This window comes from Metabacillus idriensis, from assembly GCF_050483325.1.
GTDB classification, from domain to species: Bacteria; Bacillota; Bacilli; order Bacillales; family Bacillaceae; genus Bacillus_P; species Bacillus_P idriensis_A.
In genome coordinates this window covers 92,481-110,703 of sequence record NZ_JBCMYF010000006.1, presented here as the reverse complement: position 1 = coordinate 110,703, position 18,223 = coordinate 92,481, and the positions used below count along the sequence as shown (strand labels likewise).

19 protein-coding genes and 1 other annotated feature are annotated in these 18,223 nt (G+C 41.7%); of the genes, 2 read left to right on the top strand and 17 right to left on the bottom strand.

Going from position 1 to position 18,223, the window contains the following annotated elements; all coding sequences use genetic code 11:
• Nucleotides 1-73: 73 nt before the first annotated feature.
• The 17 genes from leuS to ABEQ24_RS03680 all read right to left on the bottom strand — a co-directional run bounded on the left by leuS (nt 74) and on the right by ABEQ24_RS03680 (nt 16,477).
• A complete protein-coding gene (leuS, locus tag ABEQ24_RS03760) occupies nt 74-2,488 on the bottom strand; it encodes a leucine--tRNA ligase (protein ID WP_430005524.1) in 2,415 nt (804 codons plus the stop codon).
• 105 nt (nt 2,489-2,593) lie between these two features.
• Nucleotides 2,594-2,825, bottom strand: a binding site (T-box leader).
• A 169-nt stretch (nt 2,826-2,994) separates the two neighbouring features.
• Nucleotides 2,995-3,318: a DUF4257 domain-containing protein gene (locus ABEQ24_RS03755; RefSeq protein ID WP_430005523.1), complete on the bottom strand. Its 324-nt coding sequence runs from the start codon at nt 3,316-3,318 to the stop codon at nt 2,995-2,997.
• 241 nt (nt 3,319-3,559) lie between these two features.
• Entirely contained in the window at nt 3,560-4,336 is a 777-nt protein-coding gene (locus ABEQ24_RS03750) for a 3-hydroxybutyrate dehydrogenase (RefSeq protein WP_430005522.1), read from the bottom strand.
• A gap of 18 nt (nt 4,337-4,354) precedes the next feature.
• The gene (locus ABEQ24_RS03745; RefSeq protein ID WP_430005521.1) at nt 4,355-5,674 is read right to left on the bottom strand and encodes a GntP family permease; all 1,320 of its coding nucleotides are present in this window, start codon (nt 5,672-5,674) and stop codon (nt 4,355-4,357) included.
• An 11-nt stretch (nt 5,675-5,685) separates the two neighbouring features.
• Nucleotides 5,686-6,360: a CoA transferase subunit B gene (locus ABEQ24_RS03740; protein ID WP_430005520.1), complete on the bottom strand. Its 675-nt coding sequence runs from the start codon at nt 6,358-6,360 to the stop codon at nt 5,686-5,688.
• A gap of 14 nt (nt 6,361-6,374) precedes the next feature.
• Nucleotides 6,375-7,067 (bottom strand): CoA transferase subunit A, encoded by a 693-nt coding sequence (locus ABEQ24_RS03735; protein ID WP_430005519.1) that lies wholly within the window; start codon nt 7,065-7,067, stop codon nt 6,375-6,377.
• Between the two features lie 220 nt (nt 7,068-7,287).
• Nucleotides 7,288-8,655: a sigma-54 interaction domain-containing protein gene (locus ABEQ24_RS03730; protein WP_430005518.1), complete on the bottom strand. Its 1,368-nt coding sequence runs from the start codon at nt 8,653-8,655 to the stop codon at nt 7,288-7,290.
• Between the two features lie 108 nt (nt 8,656-8,763).
• Nucleotides 8,764-9,954: an MDR family MFS transporter gene (locus ABEQ24_RS03725; RefSeq protein WP_430005517.1), complete on the bottom strand. Its 1,191-nt coding sequence runs from the start codon at nt 9,952-9,954 to the stop codon at nt 8,764-8,766.
• 413 nt (nt 9,955-10,367) lie between these two features.
• Nucleotides 10,368-10,772: a hypothetical protein gene (locus ABEQ24_RS03720; RefSeq protein ID WP_430005516.1), complete on the bottom strand. Its 405-nt coding sequence runs from the start codon at nt 10,770-10,772 to the stop codon at nt 10,368-10,370.
• A 41-nt stretch (nt 10,773-10,813) separates the two neighbouring features.
• Complete coding sequence (locus ABEQ24_RS03715) at nt 10,814-12,148, bottom strand: ABC transporter permease (protein ID WP_430005515.1); 1,335 nt, start codon at nt 12,146-12,148, stop codon at nt 10,814-10,816.
• A complete protein-coding gene (locus ABEQ24_RS03710) occupies nt 12,138-12,836 on the bottom strand; it encodes an ABC transporter ATP-binding protein (RefSeq protein ID WP_430005514.1) in 699 nt (232 codons plus the stop codon). Before ABEQ24_RS03710 ends, ABEQ24_RS03715 begins: the two co-directional genes overlap by 11 nt.
• Nucleotides 12,837-12,847: 11 nt before the next feature.
• Nucleotides 12,848-13,837, bottom strand: a complete 990-nt coding sequence (locus ABEQ24_RS03705; RefSeq protein ID WP_430005513.1) for an ABC transporter permease — start codon at nt 13,835-13,837, stop codon at nt 12,848-12,850.
• Nucleotides 13,831-14,709, bottom strand: coding sequence for an ATP-binding cassette domain-containing protein (locus ABEQ24_RS03700; RefSeq protein WP_430005512.1), 879 nt, complete (start codon nt 14,707-14,709; stop codon nt 13,831-13,833). The genes ABEQ24_RS03705 and ABEQ24_RS03700 overlap by 7 nt, the downstream gene beginning before the upstream one ends.
• Nucleotides 14,702-15,091, bottom strand: a complete 390-nt coding sequence (locus tag ABEQ24_RS03695) for a GntR family transcriptional regulator (protein WP_430005511.1) — start codon at nt 15,089-15,091, stop codon at nt 14,702-14,704. The genes ABEQ24_RS03700 and ABEQ24_RS03695 overlap by 8 nt, the downstream gene beginning before the upstream one ends.
• Nucleotides 15,092-15,533: 442 nt before the next feature.
• Nucleotides 15,534-15,800 (bottom strand): hypothetical protein, encoded by a 267-nt coding sequence (locus ABEQ24_RS03690; protein WP_430005510.1) that lies wholly within the window; start codon nt 15,798-15,800, stop codon nt 15,534-15,536.
• A 236-nt stretch (nt 15,801-16,036) separates the two neighbouring features.
• A complete protein-coding gene (locus ABEQ24_RS03685) occupies nt 16,037-16,198 on the bottom strand; it encodes a glycogen biosynthesis protein GlgD (RefSeq protein ID WP_430005509.1) in 162 nt (53 codons plus the stop codon).
• A 15-nt stretch (nt 16,199-16,213) separates the two neighbouring features.
• Nucleotides 16,214-16,477, bottom strand: coding sequence for a YtzC family protein (locus tag ABEQ24_RS03680; protein WP_430005508.1), 264 nt, complete (start codon nt 16,475-16,477; stop codon nt 16,214-16,216).
• Nucleotides 16,478-16,656: 179 nt separating this feature from the next.
• Here ABEQ24_RS03680 and ABEQ24_RS03675 point away from each other — a divergent pair, with 179 nt between their 5' ends.
• Together ABEQ24_RS03675 and ABEQ24_RS03670 are read left to right on the top strand one after the other, a co-directional pair.
• A complete protein-coding gene (locus tag ABEQ24_RS03675; protein ID WP_430005507.1) occupies nt 16,657-17,622 on the top strand; it encodes a TIGR01212 family radical SAM protein in 966 nt (321 codons plus the stop codon).
• A complete protein-coding gene (locus tag ABEQ24_RS03670) occupies nt 17,619-18,197 on the top strand; it encodes a class I SAM-dependent methyltransferase (RefSeq protein WP_430005506.1) in 579 nt (192 codons plus the stop codon). Before ABEQ24_RS03675 ends, ABEQ24_RS03670 begins: the two co-directional genes overlap by 4 nt.
• Nucleotides 18,198-18,223 lie beyond the last annotated feature (26 nt).

Below are 18,223 nucleotides of genomic sequence, written 5' to 3'. Positions count from 1 at the left end.
GTAAAGGCAAAAAGCGCCTTTTCTGCCGAATCCTTATCTGCCTGTCGGAGCTGAACAGTCGGTTCCGCTTTTCTTAGTTTGCTACGATGTTTACAAGCTTTCCTGGCACCGCAATGATTTTACGGACGGTCTTCCCGTCTACTTGTTCTTTAACTGCAGCATCAGATAGGGCAATTTCCTGCATTTCCTCGCGTGTTGCATCTTTTGGAACGTGCAGTTTTGCTTTTAATTTGCCGTTAACCTGAACGACTATTTCAACTTCATCTTCAACTAATTTGCCTTCGTCATAAGCTGGCCATGTTTCATAGGAAATCGTTCCTTCGTGTCCAAGCTTTTCCCATAATTCTTCAGCAAGATGCGGAGCAACCGGAGACAATAATTTCACAAACCCTTCCATATAAGCTTTTGGAAGTACAGTTGCTTTGTATGCTTCGTTGATGAAGACCATCAATTGTGAAATGGCTGTATTAAATCTCAAGCCCTCGTAATCTTCCGTTACTTTTTTAACTGTTTGATGGTAGACACGCTCTAAGCTGTCAGACATGTTATCTGTCACTTTTGGACTTAATGCCCCGTTATCTTCAATAAATAAACGCCATACACGATCCAAGAAACGGCGTGCTCCGTCTAATCCTTTTTCAGACCATGCGATTGAAGCTTCAAGCGGCCCCATGAACATTTCGTATAAACGTAAAGTATCTGCTCCGTGACTTGCTACAATGTCATCCGGATTTACAACGTTGCCTTTAGATTTACTCATTTTTTCATTGTTTTCGCCAAGAATCATACCCTGGTTGAACAATTTTTGGAATGGCTCTTTTGTCGGCACAATTCCAAGGTCATATAAAACCTTATGCCAAAATCTCGCGTACAGCAAGTGCAGAACTGCATGCTCTGCTCCGCCGATATACGTATCAACAGGAAGCCACTCTTTAATTTTTTCAGGATCAGCAAGATGCTCGGTATTTTTAGGATCAATATAGCGCAGGTAGTACCAGCAGCTGCCTGCCCATTGAGGCATTGTATTTGTTTCACGTCTGCCTTTTTTGCCTGTTTCAGGATCTGTCACATTCACCCATTCTTCAATCACGGCAAGCGGTGATTCGCCTGTACCTGATGGACGGATTTCTGTTGTTTTAGGCAATGTTAACGGAAGCTGATCTTCAGGTACAGCAGACATTGTACCGTCTTCCCAATGAATGATCGGAATCGGCTCGCCCCAGTAGCGCTGACGGGAGAAAAGCCAGTCGCGGAGACGATATGTGATTTTCTTTTCGCCTTTTTTATTTGTTTCAAGCCAGTTAATCATATTTTCAATGCCGTCTTGCTTATTTAAGCCATTAAGAAAGTCAGAGTTTACATGAAGTCCATCGCCTGTGTAAGCTTCATTCTCAACGTTTCCGCCTTCAACTACTTCTTTAATAGGAAGATCGAATGTTTTTGCAAACTCATAGTCTCTTTCATCATGAGCCGGAACCGCCATAATAGCTCCCGTTCCATAGCTGACTAACACATAATCGGCAATCCAGATTGGCATTCTCTCGCCATTTGCAGGATTTAATGCATAGGCGCCTGTGAATACACCCGTTTTTTCTTTGGCTAAATCTGTTCGTTCAAGATCACTTTTGCTTTTCACTTTATCGATATAAGCGGCAACCGCTTCTTGCTGATCTTCCGTTGTAATCTCTTTTACAAGCGCATGCTCAGGTGCAAGCACGGCATAAGTTGCTCCAAAAAGAGTATCAGGGCGGGTAGTGAAGACAGTGAACGATTGTTCATGACCGTCAATGCCGAAATGAACGTGAGCACCTTCTGAGCGGCCAATCCAATTGCGCTGCATTTCTTTAATGCTCTCAGGCCAATCCACTTCTTCCAAGTCTTCAATTAATCTGTCCGCATAAGCAGTAATTTTAAGCATCCATTGTTTCATCGGACGGCGCTCAACAGGGTGTCCGCCGCGCTCACTTTTGCCGTCAATGATTTCTTCGTTTGCCAAAACTGTTCCAAGAGCAGGACACCAGTTTACAGCTACTTCATCTACGTATGCTAATCCTTTTTTATATAATTGAAGGAAGATCCATTGCGTCCATTTGTAATATTCAGGGTCTGTTGTATTGATTTCACGATCCCAGTCATATGAAAAGCCCAGGCTCTGAATTTGACGGCGGAACGTATCAATATTTTTTGCCGTAAATTCAGCAGGGTCATTTCCTGTGTCAAGCGCGTACTGCTCAGCCGGAAGACCAAATGCATCCCAGCCCATCGGATGAAGCACATTGAACCCCTGCATCCGTTTCACCCGTGACAGAATGTCTGTTGCCGTAAAGCCTTCAGGGTGCCCTACATGCAAACCTGCTCCTGATGGATACGGAAACATATCCAGCGCGTAGAATTTCGGTTTGCCTTTGTCTTCTGTTGTTTTAAATGTTTTATTATCAAGCCAGTAATCCTGCCATTTTTTCTCAACTTTTTCGTGCTTAAAACTCATACTAAATCCTCCTCAAATTGATGCGTTGCTCTTCGCTTTTAGTATTCAGTCTGAACGGCTGTCCCCCGGATTAAACCGTACAACAGAAAAAAACCTCTCATCCCAATAAGGGACGAGAGGTTTGATTTCCCGCGGTACCACCCAATTTAGCGCCAGCAGTAGGCACTCACTTAAGCATCCGTAACGTGGATCACGACAGACATTACTGTGCAGTCTGCACTGCAGTTGACGTCTGTAACTCAAAGGCGAGTTCACAGACAATAGATGATTGACTCGCACCTGCCGTCAATTCTCTGAACAACTATAGTCTGCTACTATTCCTTATCACCGTTCATATCGTATACCTTTATATATTGTATTTTATAGAATTTGTTACCGTGATGCAAGTTGTTAAATGAAGAAAAAGATGAAATCGGATGATGGGCGGCAGAGATATTTTAATTTCTGCGAAATGAGAAGTGTAAGATGTTGAGAGATAAAGAAGTGAGTTTGCTGTCATCAGGAGATTATTTTGCTTGACGCTCATTGTCTTTTTCTGGCTGCACGGCGCTGTCCTGCTGCTGTCTGACAAAGTCAAAACTCCTTAATACCGCTTCCCCGCTGTACCCAGCGATAATAGAAAGCACGACAAGCTGAAATGAGGATGAGGGTTCTGTAGATAAAACAAGCAGGATCGAAGCTGTTATTCCCATTGCGATATCTTCCCAGAATCCTAAGTAGATAAACCGTTTGGTCATTCTTGGTTTTTCTATCCTTCCTTTCTTTTTAATATGACCGAGTAAACCCATTAACCCCCCAATCAATGACGCCACAACTACTGTCTGCAGCATAAGATCACCTTCCTAAAGCCGTAATAATTTCGGCACGCGACTTCAGGTACAAGATAGTTAAGCTTCTCTTTGCTTGTACAGATTTATGAAAAAACAGAAGCTTGTTTTACTTCCATTATATGTGAATGGAGGTAAAACAAGCTTGATTAAATAGAAGGAATTTTCAGGAAACTATTTGTCATACTTTTTCACTAGACCGAACGTTTTTTCGGTTTTTAGAATAAGCGATAAGTACCAGTCGTCACTGCACTGTGTAGCCTCCATCAATGACAGCTGCCTGACCCGTGATTCCTTTTGCTTTTTCACTTGCCAAAAATAATGCATAGTCAGCAATTTCAGACACCTGAAGCAATCTTTTTTGCGGGACAAGCGGATAGATGACTTCCTCAAGAACACTTTCTAGAGGAACATTTCTTGTCTTTGCAAGATCACTCAGCTGATTTCTGACAAGCGGCGTGTCGACGTAACCGGGACAAATGGCATTAACCGTGATGCCGTCTTCAGCACCCTCAAGCGCTGCAACTTTTGTTAATCCTATCACACCATGTTTGGCACTGTTATAGGCGGATTTTCCGGCAAATCCGACAAGACCGTTTATTGATGACAGATTGATGATTCTGCCGAATTTTTGCTTCTTCATGATTGGAAAAACATGTTTCGTGGCTATAAATGGTGCAACAAGCATCACATTGATAAGAAGCTCAAATTTTTCTGTCGGGAAATCTTCAATCATTGAGACATGCTGCAGTCCTGCATTGTTCATTAAGATATGAATAGCACCAAATTTTTCCACAGTCTGCGAAATGGCTGCCGCAATATCTTCTTCATTTGTGACATTGCATCTAATACCAATTGCCTCATATCCTGATGCTTTCAAGGATTCGGCACTCTCGGCTACTTTTTCTTCGTTTAAATCTGTAAGGGCCACTTTAGCACCGTTTTCGGCAAAAGCCTTTGCCAGTTCAAAGCCAATGCCCTGCGCAGCTCCTGTTATAAAAACAACCTGATCTTTTACCAAAATCGTAAACCTCCAGTATTAGATTCCCAGTCCAAGAGAGAACAAGATGATAGCAAGTATTGTGCCTAAAAGAGGAACAATAACAGTTACGGCTCCTACTGCTCCGTATGCTGCCTGGTGAGACTCTCCGCAAATCGCGCGAACCGTAGTAACTACATAACCATTGTGCGGCAATGAATCAAGCGCTCCGGAAGAAATCGAAATTGTGCGGTGAAGTGCTTCCGCATTGACTCCCATATCCAAATAGTGTGGCGCAAGTAATGGAAGGGCAATCGCCTGGCCGCCAGATGATGAACCTGTCATACCGGCAATAACACTGACCGCGATGGCTCCGCCGATCAGCGGGCTTCCAGGAATGCTCGTCATTGCATTAACAGCGGTTTCAAATGCAGGCACTGCTTTTGCAACGCCGCCAAATCCTACTACAGCTGCTGTGTTTCCGATTGCTATTAGAGCACCCATCGTTCCTTCGGAGACAGCGTTCCAGAACGATTTGAAATATTTTCTGTTTAATAAATAAGTCGCAATTACACCGCCAAGGAGAGCGATAATTAAAGCAGACTGCTTTAATGAATCATGGAAAATAAATGAGATGATTAGAACGACCAGGAGCGGAACCAGTCCAAGGAACGGATTCGGCAAATCACGGTTTTCATTTTTAGGATCATTATCCCTCGCTTCAAATCTTTCCCCTTTGCCGACTGCTTTGCTGATCATTCGTTTCAGCCACCAGTAGCCGAAAATCATCATGAAGATGGCAACGATCAAGCTGACTTCCCAGCCTGCATACGGAGTTGTACCTAAAAACTCAATTGGGATCCAGTTTTGAATTTCAGGAGAACCGGCTGAAGTCATCGTAAACGTAACAGAACCAAATGCAAGTGCCGCCGGAATAAAACGGCGCGGCAGGTCAGCCTGTCTGAATAAGCTGATAGCCATCGGGTACACAGAGAACGCTACAACGAATAAGCTTACGCCTCCGTATGTCAGTACAGCACAGGCAATAACAATTGCCAAAACAGCGCGCTTCATCCCAATTTTGGATACGATCCACTGCGAAACGCTGTCTGCTGCACCGCTGTCCTCCATAACCTTTCCGAATATGGCTCCAAGCAAGAACATTAAGTACCATGAGGTAACAAAACTTGAGAACCCTGTCATATAATTTCCTACAAAATTGGCTTCCCCTTCGCCGACAAGCTGAGGAAACAGCGGCATTCCGCTCAGAACCGCTACAAATAATGCGCATAATGGACCTGCAACAAGCAGGTTCATTCCTTTCATTGTTAAAAAAATTAATAATGCCAGACCGCCGATTAACCCGATCATACTCAACATTTACATTCCCCCTAATCCAACTGTCTCTGTTTTAAAAGCTGTTCACTGACAATCAGTTCAGGCTCTGTAATCGCCTGAATTTCTTCCACAGTATACCCGTCATAAACCTCAATAAGCTTCAGACCATCCCCAGTCACGTCTATAACAGCCCGGTCTGTTATTATCCTGTTTACTACGCCTTTCCCGGTAAGGGGAAGCGAACATTCCTTTACAATCTTAGGAGCTCCATTTTTAGAGACATGCTCCATGATCACCACAATTTTTTTCGCACCATGCACAAGATCCATAGCGCCGCCCATGCCTTTTATCATTTTTCCGGGAATCATCCAGTTTGCAAGATCGCCTGCAGCCGATACCTCCATTCCTCCGAGGATGGCGAGATCAATATGTCCCCCGCGAATCATTCCGAAAGATTCTGCACTGCTGAAATAACTTGCCCCCTTAATCGCGGTAACGGTCTCTTTCCCCGCATTGATTAAATCCGGATCCACCTGATCTTCTGACGGAAATGGCCCAATTCCGAGAAGACCGTTTTCAGATTGCAGCACCACCTGCTTATTTTCCGAAATAAAATTTGCGACAAGGGTTGGCATACCTATTCCCAAATTTACATAGTAACCGCTTTCAATTTCCTGTTCGGCTCTTATTGCGATTTTTTCCCTCTGTGAATACTTCTCTCCTGTCATCCTTTTCACCTCCATTACACTTTTTGAACGGTCAATCTCTCAATCTTCTTTTGCTGTACACCCTGAATCAGGCCCTGAACATAAATGCTTGGTGTATGGATATGCTCTGGATTTAAGTCTCCCGCCTCGACAATTTCCTCTGCCTCCGCAATCGTTATTTTTCCGGCAGCTGCCATCATCGGATTGAAATTTTGAGCTGTCTTATTGTAAATTAAATTTCCCCACTTATCTGCCTTGGCAGCCCTGACCAGACTGAAGTCGGCCGTAAGTGCAGTCTCAAGTAAATATTCCTTTCCATCAAAAACGCGGATTTCTTTCCCTTTTGCGATTTGTGTGCCTACTCCAGCGGGTGTGAAGAAAGCTGGTATACCTGCTCCTCCGGCACGGATCTTTTCAGCTAAAGTGCCTTGGGGCAAAAGCTCGACCTCAAGCTCGCCTGATAAAACCTGACGTTCAAATTCCTTATTTTCGCCAACATAAGATGCCACCATTTTTTTTATTTGACGATTTTTCAAAAGCAGTCCAAGACCCCAATCATCTACACCGCAATTGTTGGAGATCACAGTCAAATTCTTTACTTCTGTTTCTACTAGAGCAAGCAGCAGATTTTCTGGAATGCCGCAAAGACCAAATCCGCCGACCATAAGCGTCGATCCGTCTTTTATATCTTTAACGGCATCGGTGAATGATTGATGAAGTGTTTTCATAAAGATCCTCCCTTCTTTGTTCTCGCTATTATATATGCAAGAGCCGTGCCAACTTTAAAAAAGGGGATAAAGAGTAAAAAATCGTTCACAGATTTAGTTTATATTCCGATTTTTCGGAAAATAAACTAACCTTGGACAAGTTTTATTAGAACTAGGCGATATGGCCTGTATAAGAAAAAGGAAAAGTCCAGAATTCCGGACTCCATTCCGAAATTCTGGACTATATCGCAAGCTCATATTTTTGTATTTTCTCATACATGCTTGATTTGCTGATGCCTAAAGATTTAGCGGCTTTCTGTTTATCGCCGCTCCATTTTTTTAACGCAGCAATAATGACCCTTTTTTCCGTTTCTTCAATCATCTCTTTTAACGTAATATCTTCCGTTTCGAAGGAATGAATGTTCCGGATGTACTCAGGAATGGCATCAATGCCTATAATGACATCATCAGTCAGGTGAATGGCGGCTTCTATGACATTTTCAAGCTCACGGATGTTGCCCTGCCAATGATATTGATAGAAGGTATTCATCACATCTTCATGAATGCCGATAATCCGTTTGCCTGTGCGCAGGGATATTTTCTGCATGAAGTGATTAACCAGAGTCTCTATATCTTCAATCCGTTCTCTGAGCGATGGAATATTAAATGGAATGACACTTATGCGGTAATAAAGATCTTCCCGAAAGCGATTTTCTTTCATCATCAATTCAAGCGGACGATTGGTTGCCGCAATTACCCGGACATCAAGCGAAATGCTTTTTATCGAGCCTACAGGCTCCAGTTCTTTTTCCTGCAGCACGCGTAGCAGCTTAACCTGCATATGCAATGACATATCTCCAATTTCATCAAGAAAAATGGTTCCTCCATTTGCGAGCTGGAATTTCCCCTTCTTTCCGCCTTTTTTTGCTCCAGTAAACGCTCCTTCCTCGTAGCCGAAGAGTTCAGATTCAAGCAGATGCTCAGGAATAGCCCCGCAGTTCACTTTAATAAACGGCTGATCATTGCGGTGGCTCAGCTGGTGAATACTATGAGCAAATAATTCTTTTCCTGTCCCGCTTTCGCCCCTTAAAAGAACAGAGCTGTCACTTGCAGCAATGGCCTTCACTTTCTCTTTTAATTCTAAAATTTTTCTTGAATTTGATTTAATATCATTTAACGTATACTTCGCACCCGTCTGCTCCTGCTGATCAAGGTATTTTTGAATAGATGATAAATGATGCCTCACCTGGCTGTTCATTTCATTCCACTCTTTTGTATCTCTGAACATAACGGTCCCAAACGCTCCGACAATCTTCCCGTTTGCAAAAATCGGAATTCGGTTGGCAATCATGTAGTTGCCTCTAATGTATTGAAGATCTGCAATTTCTTCTTTTTCAGTCTGAACGACCAGATGCATTCTTGTATTTTCGATCACATCCGTTACATGCTGTCCTTGTACGGTATTGCGGTCTACCTCAAGAAATCTGCAATAGTCTTCGTTCATATAAATGACTTTCCCTTTATCATCTACAATCACTATCCAGGCAAATGCATTTTCAATAACGGTTTCAAAAATCTCTTTTGCATATGGAAAGCTTTGATTGAACATTGTTTCTCCCACCCATTAACCCATTTTTATCATCGTATCACAAATGCTGTGAAAACGGTTGCCTTCCTAAGATTAAAAAAAGAGAAGCGCCTGTTTGCGCCTCTCTCCTTATGAACTCACTGCTGGTTCACTAATAGATTGTTCTTTCATTTTTTTATCGTAGATCGAGGTTGTGAACATTGCAAGAAAAAGCAAGCCAATCAAAACGAGGAACAGCATGTTCATTCCGTACATATCCACCAGGACCCCGCCGAGGAGAGGACCAATCATCCTTCCGCCTGTCGCTGTACTGTTGACGAATCCCTGATAAAAACCTTCTTTCCCCTTAGGTGCAAGGTCGTTTGCTATCGTTGGGACAGCCGGCCACACAAGCATTTCTCCAACTGTCAAAATAATCATCGCTGCCATAAATCCGCTGAACGCATCTGCAAACGAAACCACTGCAAACGAAATGATAAAAATAACAAACCCTATCATCATCTGTTTTTTAATGGATTCAGCAAAATACTTAACAAAGGTATTCATTAGAGGCTGGGCAAAAACAATTAATGCCCCGTTGACAGTCCATATTAAGCTGTATTGGGTAAGCGGAATGCCAAGCTCCTGAGTATGTGCAGCGATTGTGGATTGCCACTGTACATAGGCCACCCAGCAAAGTGCATATCCTGCGCAAAGAATAATAAGGGCAGAAAATTTATCATTCTTTTTCACTTTAGATGACTGCTGAAGGATCGATGTTTGTGCTGCTGGACGTGCAGCTATATTTCGATATCCGAAACATGCAAGCAAGAAAAAAACAGCATACAAGGCTGCATTTGCGATGAAAATATATTGAAAAGAATAACCTGCAATTAATCCTCCAAGTGCTGCTCCGACAGCGACTCCTGCATTTTGAGAGACATAAATGGCATTAAATGCCTTCCTGCCGCCCTCAGGCCAAACGGTTCCAGCAAGTGCATACATAGAAGGAAACACAATTCCGGATCCAAACCCTACAAGTGTCAAAAAGAAGATATATGAAGGCCAGCCATGAAAAAACACCAGACCTAAAATAGCCGCAAACGTCAGGATGATTCCGCTTAAGATGGAGCGGTATCCTCCAAAGCGGTCAAATAACACACCCCCAATCAGATTACCTGCCACACTCGCAGCAGAGTTTAACATCAGAACAACTCCGGCAACGGTTAACGATTTGCCGAGATGATCATGAATATAAATCGTATTTAAAGGCCATAGAAACGATGATCCCGTTACATTGATCAGCATGCCAATAATCAATAGCCATAAAGAACGCGGCATGATAAAACCTCCTTTAAAAAAACTCACAAAAAAGCACGAAAGCATCCGGCCTTCGCGTCTTTTTTAATCCATTGAAGATTGTAGTCCTTTTTGGCGGAGAATGCAATAAAGAAATACTTGAGCGGATGTTCACATCCCAGAAACAGACTAGTATTCATAGTTGTCGAATCGTTTTTTCTCATGATTTAGGACAACGCAAAATACTTGCTCTGCGGCGCACTAATTAGGAGGATCCTGGAAAAAAGATAGGATTTCCTCTATTTCGGCTAGTATTATCCATATTGGGCAAGTAAAAGCAGCATTCTGGCAAGTATTTCACTCGATTCAGCAAGTAAATGAAATCTTTCATGAATAATCTACTTTTAGTACATTTCAGGCACTTTTTGATTAGGTAGGATACAACCTTGCCAATCTCAATATACATTCAAATCTTCAATCACCTTGAATGTAATAACTCCCTTGCTGTTCACTGAACTTGCCGTTATTTTCGCAGTGCCCTTATACCCTTTTTCAAAGTAGCCGAATATCATTTCCTGTCTCAGCTTACCGGTTTGATCTGTGTAAACAAGCTGCATGAAGCTCTCACTGAAATCCTCATCCGGCACAATCTTAATCTCAAACTCCTCATTCGGTTTCAGTGAAGGAATGAGTATTTTTTCATCATTGTAATAATACGTAATTTCAAGACCGCTGATCTCGTGCCCAGTTGAATTCTGTACGGATATATTCATTCCGCTGCTGAGAAAATGTTTAACAGGCAGGAAGAATAAGAGCATGAAGATAAACGCAATCAGCAGATTTAGAATTCCTCTCTTCATCTGAACCCTCCTCTCAGCAGACAAATTAGGCCTGCTTCTTATTATAGTTCACGTCTCAGTGCAGAAAGGACATTGATGTTAGTAGCTTTCACAGCAGGTCTCAAACCAGAGACAATTGCTACTCCCACGCTGATCCCGCTTGCAATCAGGACAAGGCTGAGCGGGATAGAAGAAAAGGTAAAATTTACTCCATCCATACTTCCCTCTGAGACCGACTCTAAGATGAGTGGGATAGCGAAATTAGCAGCCAAACTAATGACATAAGAAAGCGCGACTCCAAGCAAAGCGCCAAGTATGCCAATAAATGCACTTTCCAATAGGAATATTCTTCTTATGATTCCAGGCTGCGCACCAATTGCTTTCATGATGCCAATTTCCTGTGTGCGTTCTGTCACAGCCATTGTCATCGTATTAAAAATTCCGATTGATGCTATAAGTACTGCTACCGTTCCAATGAAAATCAGTCCTGCTTTAAATGCATTAAAGAATAAATTCAAATTATCCAGTTCTTCGGTAATTGAATACACAAGATAGTCCTTTTCTTTTAATGCTTGAGTGACCCCTTCTACCTGATCAATACTTGCTGTATAAACAAGGACTTGATCATACTCAGCCATTTCAAATTCTGAAGCTCCATCTGCCGTCTCAGCAAAAGCTGTTATTTCAGGTTTCCATTTTTCACTGATAAAGACAGATGCATCCTCCATGTAATCCCTTGCAGGCTCTTTTGCAATCCCCGTAATTTTAAATTTCCAGCTTTTCTCTGCAGGCTTCCCGTCTACTTGCTCGATCATTGAAAACACAATTTCTTTCCCAATCAGTTCCCCGTTGTATCCTTCTGGCGGCGTTAGAGCTGAGTCCGAATTTTGATCGATTTCATTCTGTGTTTTTCTTTCTTCTTCAGTAAGCAAGGCTTTCCCGAAGTGATAGCCCACAATGACTTCATTGTCTTTTTGTGGAATACTTCCGGTTTCAAGTTCTAAATTCCCTTTGAGCTCCTGTTCCATATTTGTGAGAATGGGACTCGCAGAATAAGCTGTTCTGTCTGAAAGCTTTACGACTTTTTCAGCAGTTTGAGAAACACCTGATCTTCTCACTACCGCTGCAACATTCTTCATGTTCTCAAGCTCATTTATCTGAGCCGCCCGAGTTTCTTCATATTTGCCGTCTGTTTCTTTACCGCTGATTTGAATTTCATTCAGCTTTTGTGCGCTTAACAGCTCCTCCTGCATACTTTTTTGCATGCCGAATCCAACAGACGCAAGAACTATTAAAAAGGCGCAGCCAATCGTTGTCGCAAGGATGGTCATAAATACCCGCATCCGGTTTTTTTTCATATTGCGTTTCACTAAGTTTAGCTGATCTTTAAATTTCAACCGGAACTCCCCCTTCCTTTAGCACACCATCTTGAAGTTCAAATCTGCGGTCACTGTATGCAGCTACTTCCTCGTCATGCGTGATGATGAAAAAAGTAATGCCTTTTTCAGCGTTTAATTCTTTGATCAGCTGAAGAATCTCTTTTTCTGTTTCACTGTCAAGGCTTCCTGTAGGCTCATCGGCCAGGATGATTTCAGGATTCGTAATTAAAGCTCGGCCAATTCCAACACGCTGCTGCTGACCTCCAGAAAGTTCATTCGGATAATGGGATGAATGGTTTTCAAGCCCAATCCGAAAAAGCATCTCTGTCACGATTGTTTTGCGTTCAGACGAAGGTATGCCCTTTAATGTCAAAGGAAGTTCAATATTTTCAAATGTCGTCAAGCTTGGAATCAGCTGAAAGCTTTGAAAAATAAACCCGAATGTGTTTAACCGGAACTCTGCCCACTCTTTCTCATTGAAATCTGTAACAAGTGTACCGTCTACCAGAATCTTTCCGGCTGTCGGCGGGATAAAACCTGATACAAGATTCAGCAAAGTCGATTTTCCGGAACCGCTTCTGCCGACAATCGATGCAATTTCCCCTTTTTTCACTTCAAGTGTTACATCTTTCAGAACCGGAATTTCTTTTTCATTTCCTTTTTTTCCAACCTTAAAGGAGTGGCTTAAATGGTCAACTTTAATCATGCTTCTCTCTCCTATGACTGCTTTGTTTTTTTATAAATCAAGTAATAGCCAAGTATGACACTGACTGCTGCACCAATTATGGCTCCTAAGATATATCCGGTAAAACTTTCATTAGCGATACCGTATCCAAATGAACTGAAACCAAGCACACCGAGCAGAATAACAATTAATTGAACTGGAAAATTCAGCTGTTTCCACAAAAAGAAATTGCCGTTTCGCTCATTTGGATGCTTTATGAACGAAAAATAGCCGATAAGATAGAAAATGATGGCCATACTGCCTGGAATGGCGAAATAGAACCTGTAAGCGGATGCGATCTCCCGAAAGAACGTCCCCCCGAAAAATTGAAGAGCCGGAGTAAGTAAATACCCTGCTTCATACAACTTTTCCATCTCTGGATAGGAAACAACTTTGAATGCCTCGACATTCATCCCAACAACAAATGTAAACAGCAGCGGCAGAACAGAAGCACTAATTGCTGTCAGTCCCTGCGCAAATGGCGTTCCGGTAAGTGCTCCTGCCGACAAGGTCAAAGTATAAAACATAGTAAGGGAAGAAAAGTAGATAAAATAATAATTGAGCAGAGGCTCTGAAACAGCGATATCGTGCCATTCGATATAGCTTCCTGATAAAATCAGCGAAATGAGTGTAGAAAATACGATTATTCCAATAGCTAAAATCCATTTCACAAAGAATATTTTCGATCTCTTATACGGCAGTGCTAAAGTAAAATCCATTATTCCCTTTGCCCGTTCTGTTCCCATTTGATTAATAGCAATAAAAAAGAGAAACAATGTGCTGATGAAAAGAATCGGATCTTCCCCAAATCGAATGACAAAGGGTTCCAGAGTATAGGTTGGATGCTTTTTCAAAAATTCCATATAACTTGAATACTGTGACCAAATGGCAAATGGCAATGCGAACGAATTAAATATAAACAAGAAGAGAAAAAGGGTTCTCACTTGCTTAAATTCTTTTTCAAAAAGACCTCCTCCTACCATCTCCGCTTCCCTCCAAACTTAGCGATAAATACTTCTTCTAAATTGACCGGAAGCTGATTCCACACTTTAGGTTGCAATGATCTCAGCCAATTCTGACTCTCTTCATCATCTCTTTTTAGAAGAAGGGTATAAAAGACACCTGTATAATCTAGAATTGAGATGTTCCGTTCTCTGATTTTCAGATGAACATCCTCCTCAAAGACCGCCTGAATTTTCATGTAATCTTCTTTTACTGCGTCCATTTCCATCACATTTGTAAGAGATGTCCCTTCCAAAAAACCAATGCGGCTGCTAATTCGTTCAATATCTTCTAACCGATGGGATGTTATGAGAATAGCCGTTTCCCTTTCTGCAACTTCATCTATCATCAGCTGCAGGAGATCATGACGTGTTACAGCGTCAATGCCGTCTGTCGGTTCATCAAGCAGAATCACTGCTGGACGGGTCGCAAATGCAAGAATCAGGGCAAGCTGTTTTTTTAAACCCGTTGAAAGCTCACGGTATTTTTTCGTTTCCGGAATAGCGTATCTGTTAATCAGTTCATTTGAGTACGTTACATCAAAATCCGGATAGAGCGGCTTAAGAATACGTACTAGTTCTCTGTACGTGTATCTGTCATAAAATGGATTTTGAACAGACACTAAAACCACTTTCCGTTTAACAAGAGGATTTTCTTTCATTGAGACGCCATCAAACAAAACCTCTCCATCATCTGGCAGAATGATCTGCTGAATTAATCGTAAAATCGTTGTTTTCCCCGAACCATTTCGTCCAAGTAATCCAAATATTTCTCCTTTGCCGAGCTTCAGGGAGATGGAATCAAGAACTTTTTCTCCATCAAGCGTTTTCGAAAGATTCTTTAGTTCAATCATCTTTTCCGCCCCTCATTTCCATGCTGATTTCCTCAATCCATTTATGGAGGATTTCAATTTCCACACCTGCATATACCGCATCAACAATAAGCGGTTTCAACTGTTCTTTAATCATCTCCATCTTCCCCTGATCCAATGTAATTTGGGCATTCTCAGATACAAAGGTTCCTCTGCCTCTTAAAGTTTCAATGATGCCTTCCCGTTCTAATTCTTTATAAGCTTTGCTCACTGTATTTGGATTTGCAATAATCATTGTTGAGAGCTCCCTTACAGACGGCAGTTTTTCACCAGGCTTTAATACTCCCTTTAAACAAAGCTCTTTCATCTGCTGTATGATTTGCTCATAGATTGCTGTTGAACTTCGCGGATCAATCTGAATCATCGGTCTCCCTTCTTTCTTTAACCGGGATATTAACTATTCGTATTGTATTAGGTGTACTAGTTTATATAGTACACCTAATACAATATATTTTTTTACATACATTGTCAATGTTTTTTAAAAAGGCTGTTTTCGCATAGATAATTATTTTTGATTACCCACTATAAATTTGGTTATTGTGCAGAATCAAATGCACGCTATGATTCCTCCATTTTGGTTTTTGCATTGTAAGGTGGAATCAACCGCATGTTATGATTCCACTATTTTGGTTTTTGCACTAAAAAATGGAATCAAACGCATGTTTTGTTTCCACCATTTTGGTTTTTGCACGGAAAAGTGGAATCAAACGCATGCTTGTTTCCACCATTTTGGTTTTTGCACTGTATAGTGGAATCAGCCAAACGCTTTGTTTCCACCATTTTGGTTTTTGCCCTGTAAGGGGGAATTAACCGCATGCTTTGATTCCACCATTTTGGTTTTTGCACTGTAAAGCGGAATCAAACACATGCTTTGTTTCCATCAGCTTGGTTTTTGCACGGAAAAGTGGAATCAAACGCATGCTTGTTTCCACCATTTTGGTTTTTGCACGGAAAAGTGGAATCAAACGCATGCTTGTTTCCACCATTTTGGTTTTGCCCTGTAAGGGGGAATCAACCGCATGCTTTGTTTCCACCATTATGGTTTTTGCACTGTAAAGCGGAATCAACCACATGCTTTGTTTCCATCAGCTTGGTTTTTGCACTGAAAAGTGGAATCAACCACACGCTATGTTTCCACCATTTTGGTTTTTGCACTGTAAGGTGCAATCAGCCACACGCTTTGTTTCCACCATTTTAATTTTTGCACTGTAAAAGGGAATCAACCAATTCCCTCACTAAAAACAGCAATCTTTAAGAAAAGAGCCTAAAAAAATGAAAACTGCCTCCATAATGGAAGCAGTTTTCAAACTTATTCTGAATGCTGTTTCGATTTTACAGGCTGTCCCTGCTGTTCGTACTTTTTCTTGGATTGCTTAACAGGATCGAAGTCTTTCCCAAATTCAACATCTTGATTATTAGCGCCGTTTCTTGTCTTTTGTTCAGGATTATTTTGTTTTGAACGTTTTTTCATTTTGACACAGTCCTCCTAATGGTTCAGTAGAATCATTTCATTTTGAAGCTGCTGAAGCTGAAGACGCATTCTGTATAGCTGTTCTTTTTGCTGATCGTTGGCGCTTAATGTTAAAGAATTGCACTCATTTACCGCATCCTCAAGCATTTGCTGAGCTTGTGAATATTCTGTGTCATTGTAATGCTCCTGCTTTGATCCCTCAGCATATTGACTTCTGGCATAGTCATACGTATTTGTGCATCGGTCGAGACATTCAGTTACAGATTGTCTTGTTGCCATTTTGCAAACCCCCTATAAGTAAATGAAGCATTTCACTTCATTACGGATAGTTTGCTCAATCTAAGCATTCAAATTACGGATAAACAATTGGAAATGATGGTACAGGTGTTTGTCATAGAGACAGACACCATGATAAAATGCTCTGATGGCTATTTACGAAGTAAGGAGGTTTTTCTAGTTTGAAGCAGATAAACCCTTTTCCATATGCAGCAGATGAAAAACGGTATCATACATGGAATTATCATTTAAGAAATCACTTTGGACATAAAGTTTTTAAAGTAGCATTAGACGGGGGATTTGACTGCCCCAATCGTGACGGCACAGCAGCATACGGAGGCTGCACATTTTGCAGTGCAGCCGGTTCAGGCGATTTTGCAGGAAACCGCGCAGAAGATCTTGTTGCTCAATTCAATCAAATCAAAGATAAAATGCACGAAAAATGGAAAAACGGGAAATATATGGCCTATTTTCAAGCGTATACAAATACCCATGCACCTGTAGAGGTCCTGCGTGAGAAATTTGAATCTGTTCTTGAATTAGACGGCGTTGTCGGATTATCGATTGCAACACGGCCGGATTGCCTTCCCGAGGACGTTGTTCTGTATCTTGCCGAATTAAACAAAAGAACGTACCTTTGGGTCGAACTTGGGCTGCAGACTGTTCATGAACGGACAGCACTGCTTATAAATCGTGCCCACGATTATGAATGCTATAAAGAAGGCGTTGAAAAGCTGCGCAAACATAACATTCGTGTTTGTTCCCATATTATTAACGGTCTTCCCCTTGAATCAAATGAGATGATGATGGAAACAGCCCGTTCTGTTTCAAAACTTGATGTTCAGGGCATTAAAATCCATCTTCTTCATCTTTTAAAAGGGACGCCAATGGTAAAGCAATATGAAAAGGGCAAACTGGAATTTTTAACAAAAGAAGACTATGTGAGCCTTGTATGCGACCAGCTTGAAATTCTGCCTCCGGAAATGATTGTTCACAGGATTACAGGGGATGGACCTATTGATTTAATGATTGGCCCGATGTGGAGTGTGAACAAGTGGGATGTTCTGAACTCCATTGATGCAGAATTAAAAGCACGGGGCAGCTATCAGGGAAAATATTTTCAGAAAGAAAAGGTAATCGCAGAATGAAATTAGAACGGGTGCTTCCTTTTGCAAAATCCCTCTTATCCAAGACAGTGACTCAAGGAGACATTGCAATAGACGCGACAATCGGAAATGGACATGATACGGTTTTCCTCGCAGATCTTGTCGGTGAAACCGGGCATGTTTTTGGGTTTGATATTCAGGATGATGCCATTTTGACTACTTCAGCAAGACTGTCAGAACACGCATTAACAGACCGTGTAACATTATTCAAAGAAAGCCATGAAAAGGCAGCTGACTGTCTGCCGGCCGCTGTCTCAGGAAATATAGCATCAGCTATCTTCAACTTAGGTTATTTGCCTGGCGGCGACAAAGAAATCGTCACGAAGCCTGAGTCAACAATCAGGGCGATTGAACAGCTCTTCTCCATGATGAAGCAGGGAGGAGTCATCATTCTTGTTGTTTATCACGGTCACCACGGCGGGAAAATGGAACGTGATGCCCTAATAGAATATGCAGGACAGCTGGATCAAAAAAAGGCGCACGTTCTGCAGTATCAATTTCTTAATCAGAAGAACAGTGCTCCATTTGTTCTAGCAATTGAAAAAATGCAGGCATAGCAAGAGACCGGGAAAAAATTCCGGTC

Coding starts and splice junctions, on each gene's coding strand:
- ABEQ24_RS03670 (WP_430005506.1), top strand. CDS start 17,619: ATGAAATTAGAACGGGTGCTTCCTTTTGCAAAATCCCTCTTATCCAAG.
- ABEQ24_RS03710 (WP_430005514.1), bottom strand. CDS start 12,836: ATGATTAAAGTTGACCATTTAAGCCACTCCTTTAAGGTTGGAAAAAAA.
- ABEQ24_RS03680 (WP_430005508.1), bottom strand. CDS start 16,477: ATGGCAACAAGACAATCTGTAACTGAATGTCTCGACCGATGCACAAAT.
- ABEQ24_RS03730 (WP_430005518.1), bottom strand. CDS start 8,655: ATGTTCAATCAAAGCTTTCCATATGCAAAAGAGATTTTTGAAACCGTT.
- ABEQ24_RS03685 (WP_430005509.1), bottom strand. CDS start 16,198: ATGAAAAAACGTTCAAAACAAAATAATCCTGAACAAAAGACAAGAAAC.
- ABEQ24_RS03725 (WP_430005517.1), bottom strand. CDS start 9,954: ATGCCGCGTTCTTTATGGCTATTGATTATTGGCATGCTGATCAATGTA.
- ABEQ24_RS03745 (WP_430005521.1), bottom strand. CDS start 5,674: ATGTTGAGTATGATCGGGTTAATCGGCGGTCTGGCATTATTAATTTTT.
- ABEQ24_RS03690 (WP_430005510.1), bottom strand. CDS start 15,800: ATGTGGTTGATTCCGCTTTACAGTGCAAAAACCATAATGGTGGAAACA.
- ABEQ24_RS03720 (WP_430005516.1), bottom strand. CDS start 10,772: ATGAAGAGAGGAATTCTAAATCTGCTGATTGCGTTTATCTTCATGCTC.
- ABEQ24_RS03695 (WP_430005511.1), bottom strand. CDS start 15,091: ATGATTCAGATTGATCCGCGAAGTTCAACAGCAATCTATGAGCAAATC.
- ABEQ24_RS03755 (WP_430005523.1), bottom strand. CDS start 3,318: ATGCTGCAGACAGTAGTTGTGGCGTCATTGATTGGGGGGTTAATGGGT.
- ABEQ24_RS03740 (WP_430005520.1), bottom strand. CDS start 6,360: ATGACAGGAGAGAAGTATTCACAGAGGGAAAAAATCGCAATAAGAGCC.
- leuS (WP_430005524.1), bottom strand. CDS start 2,488: ATGAGTTTTAAGCACGAAAAAGTTGAGAAAAAATGGCAGGATTACTGG.
- ABEQ24_RS03700 (WP_430005512.1), bottom strand. CDS start 14,709: ATGATTGAACTAAAGAATCTTTCGAAAACGCTTGATGGAGAAAAAGTT.
- ABEQ24_RS03705 (WP_430005513.1), bottom strand. CDS start 13,837: ATGGTAGGAGGAGGTCTTTTTGAAAAAGAATTTAAGCAAGTGAGAACC.
- ABEQ24_RS03735 (WP_430005519.1), bottom strand. CDS start 7,067: ATGAAAACACTTCATCAATCATTCACCGATGCCGTTAAAGATATAAAA.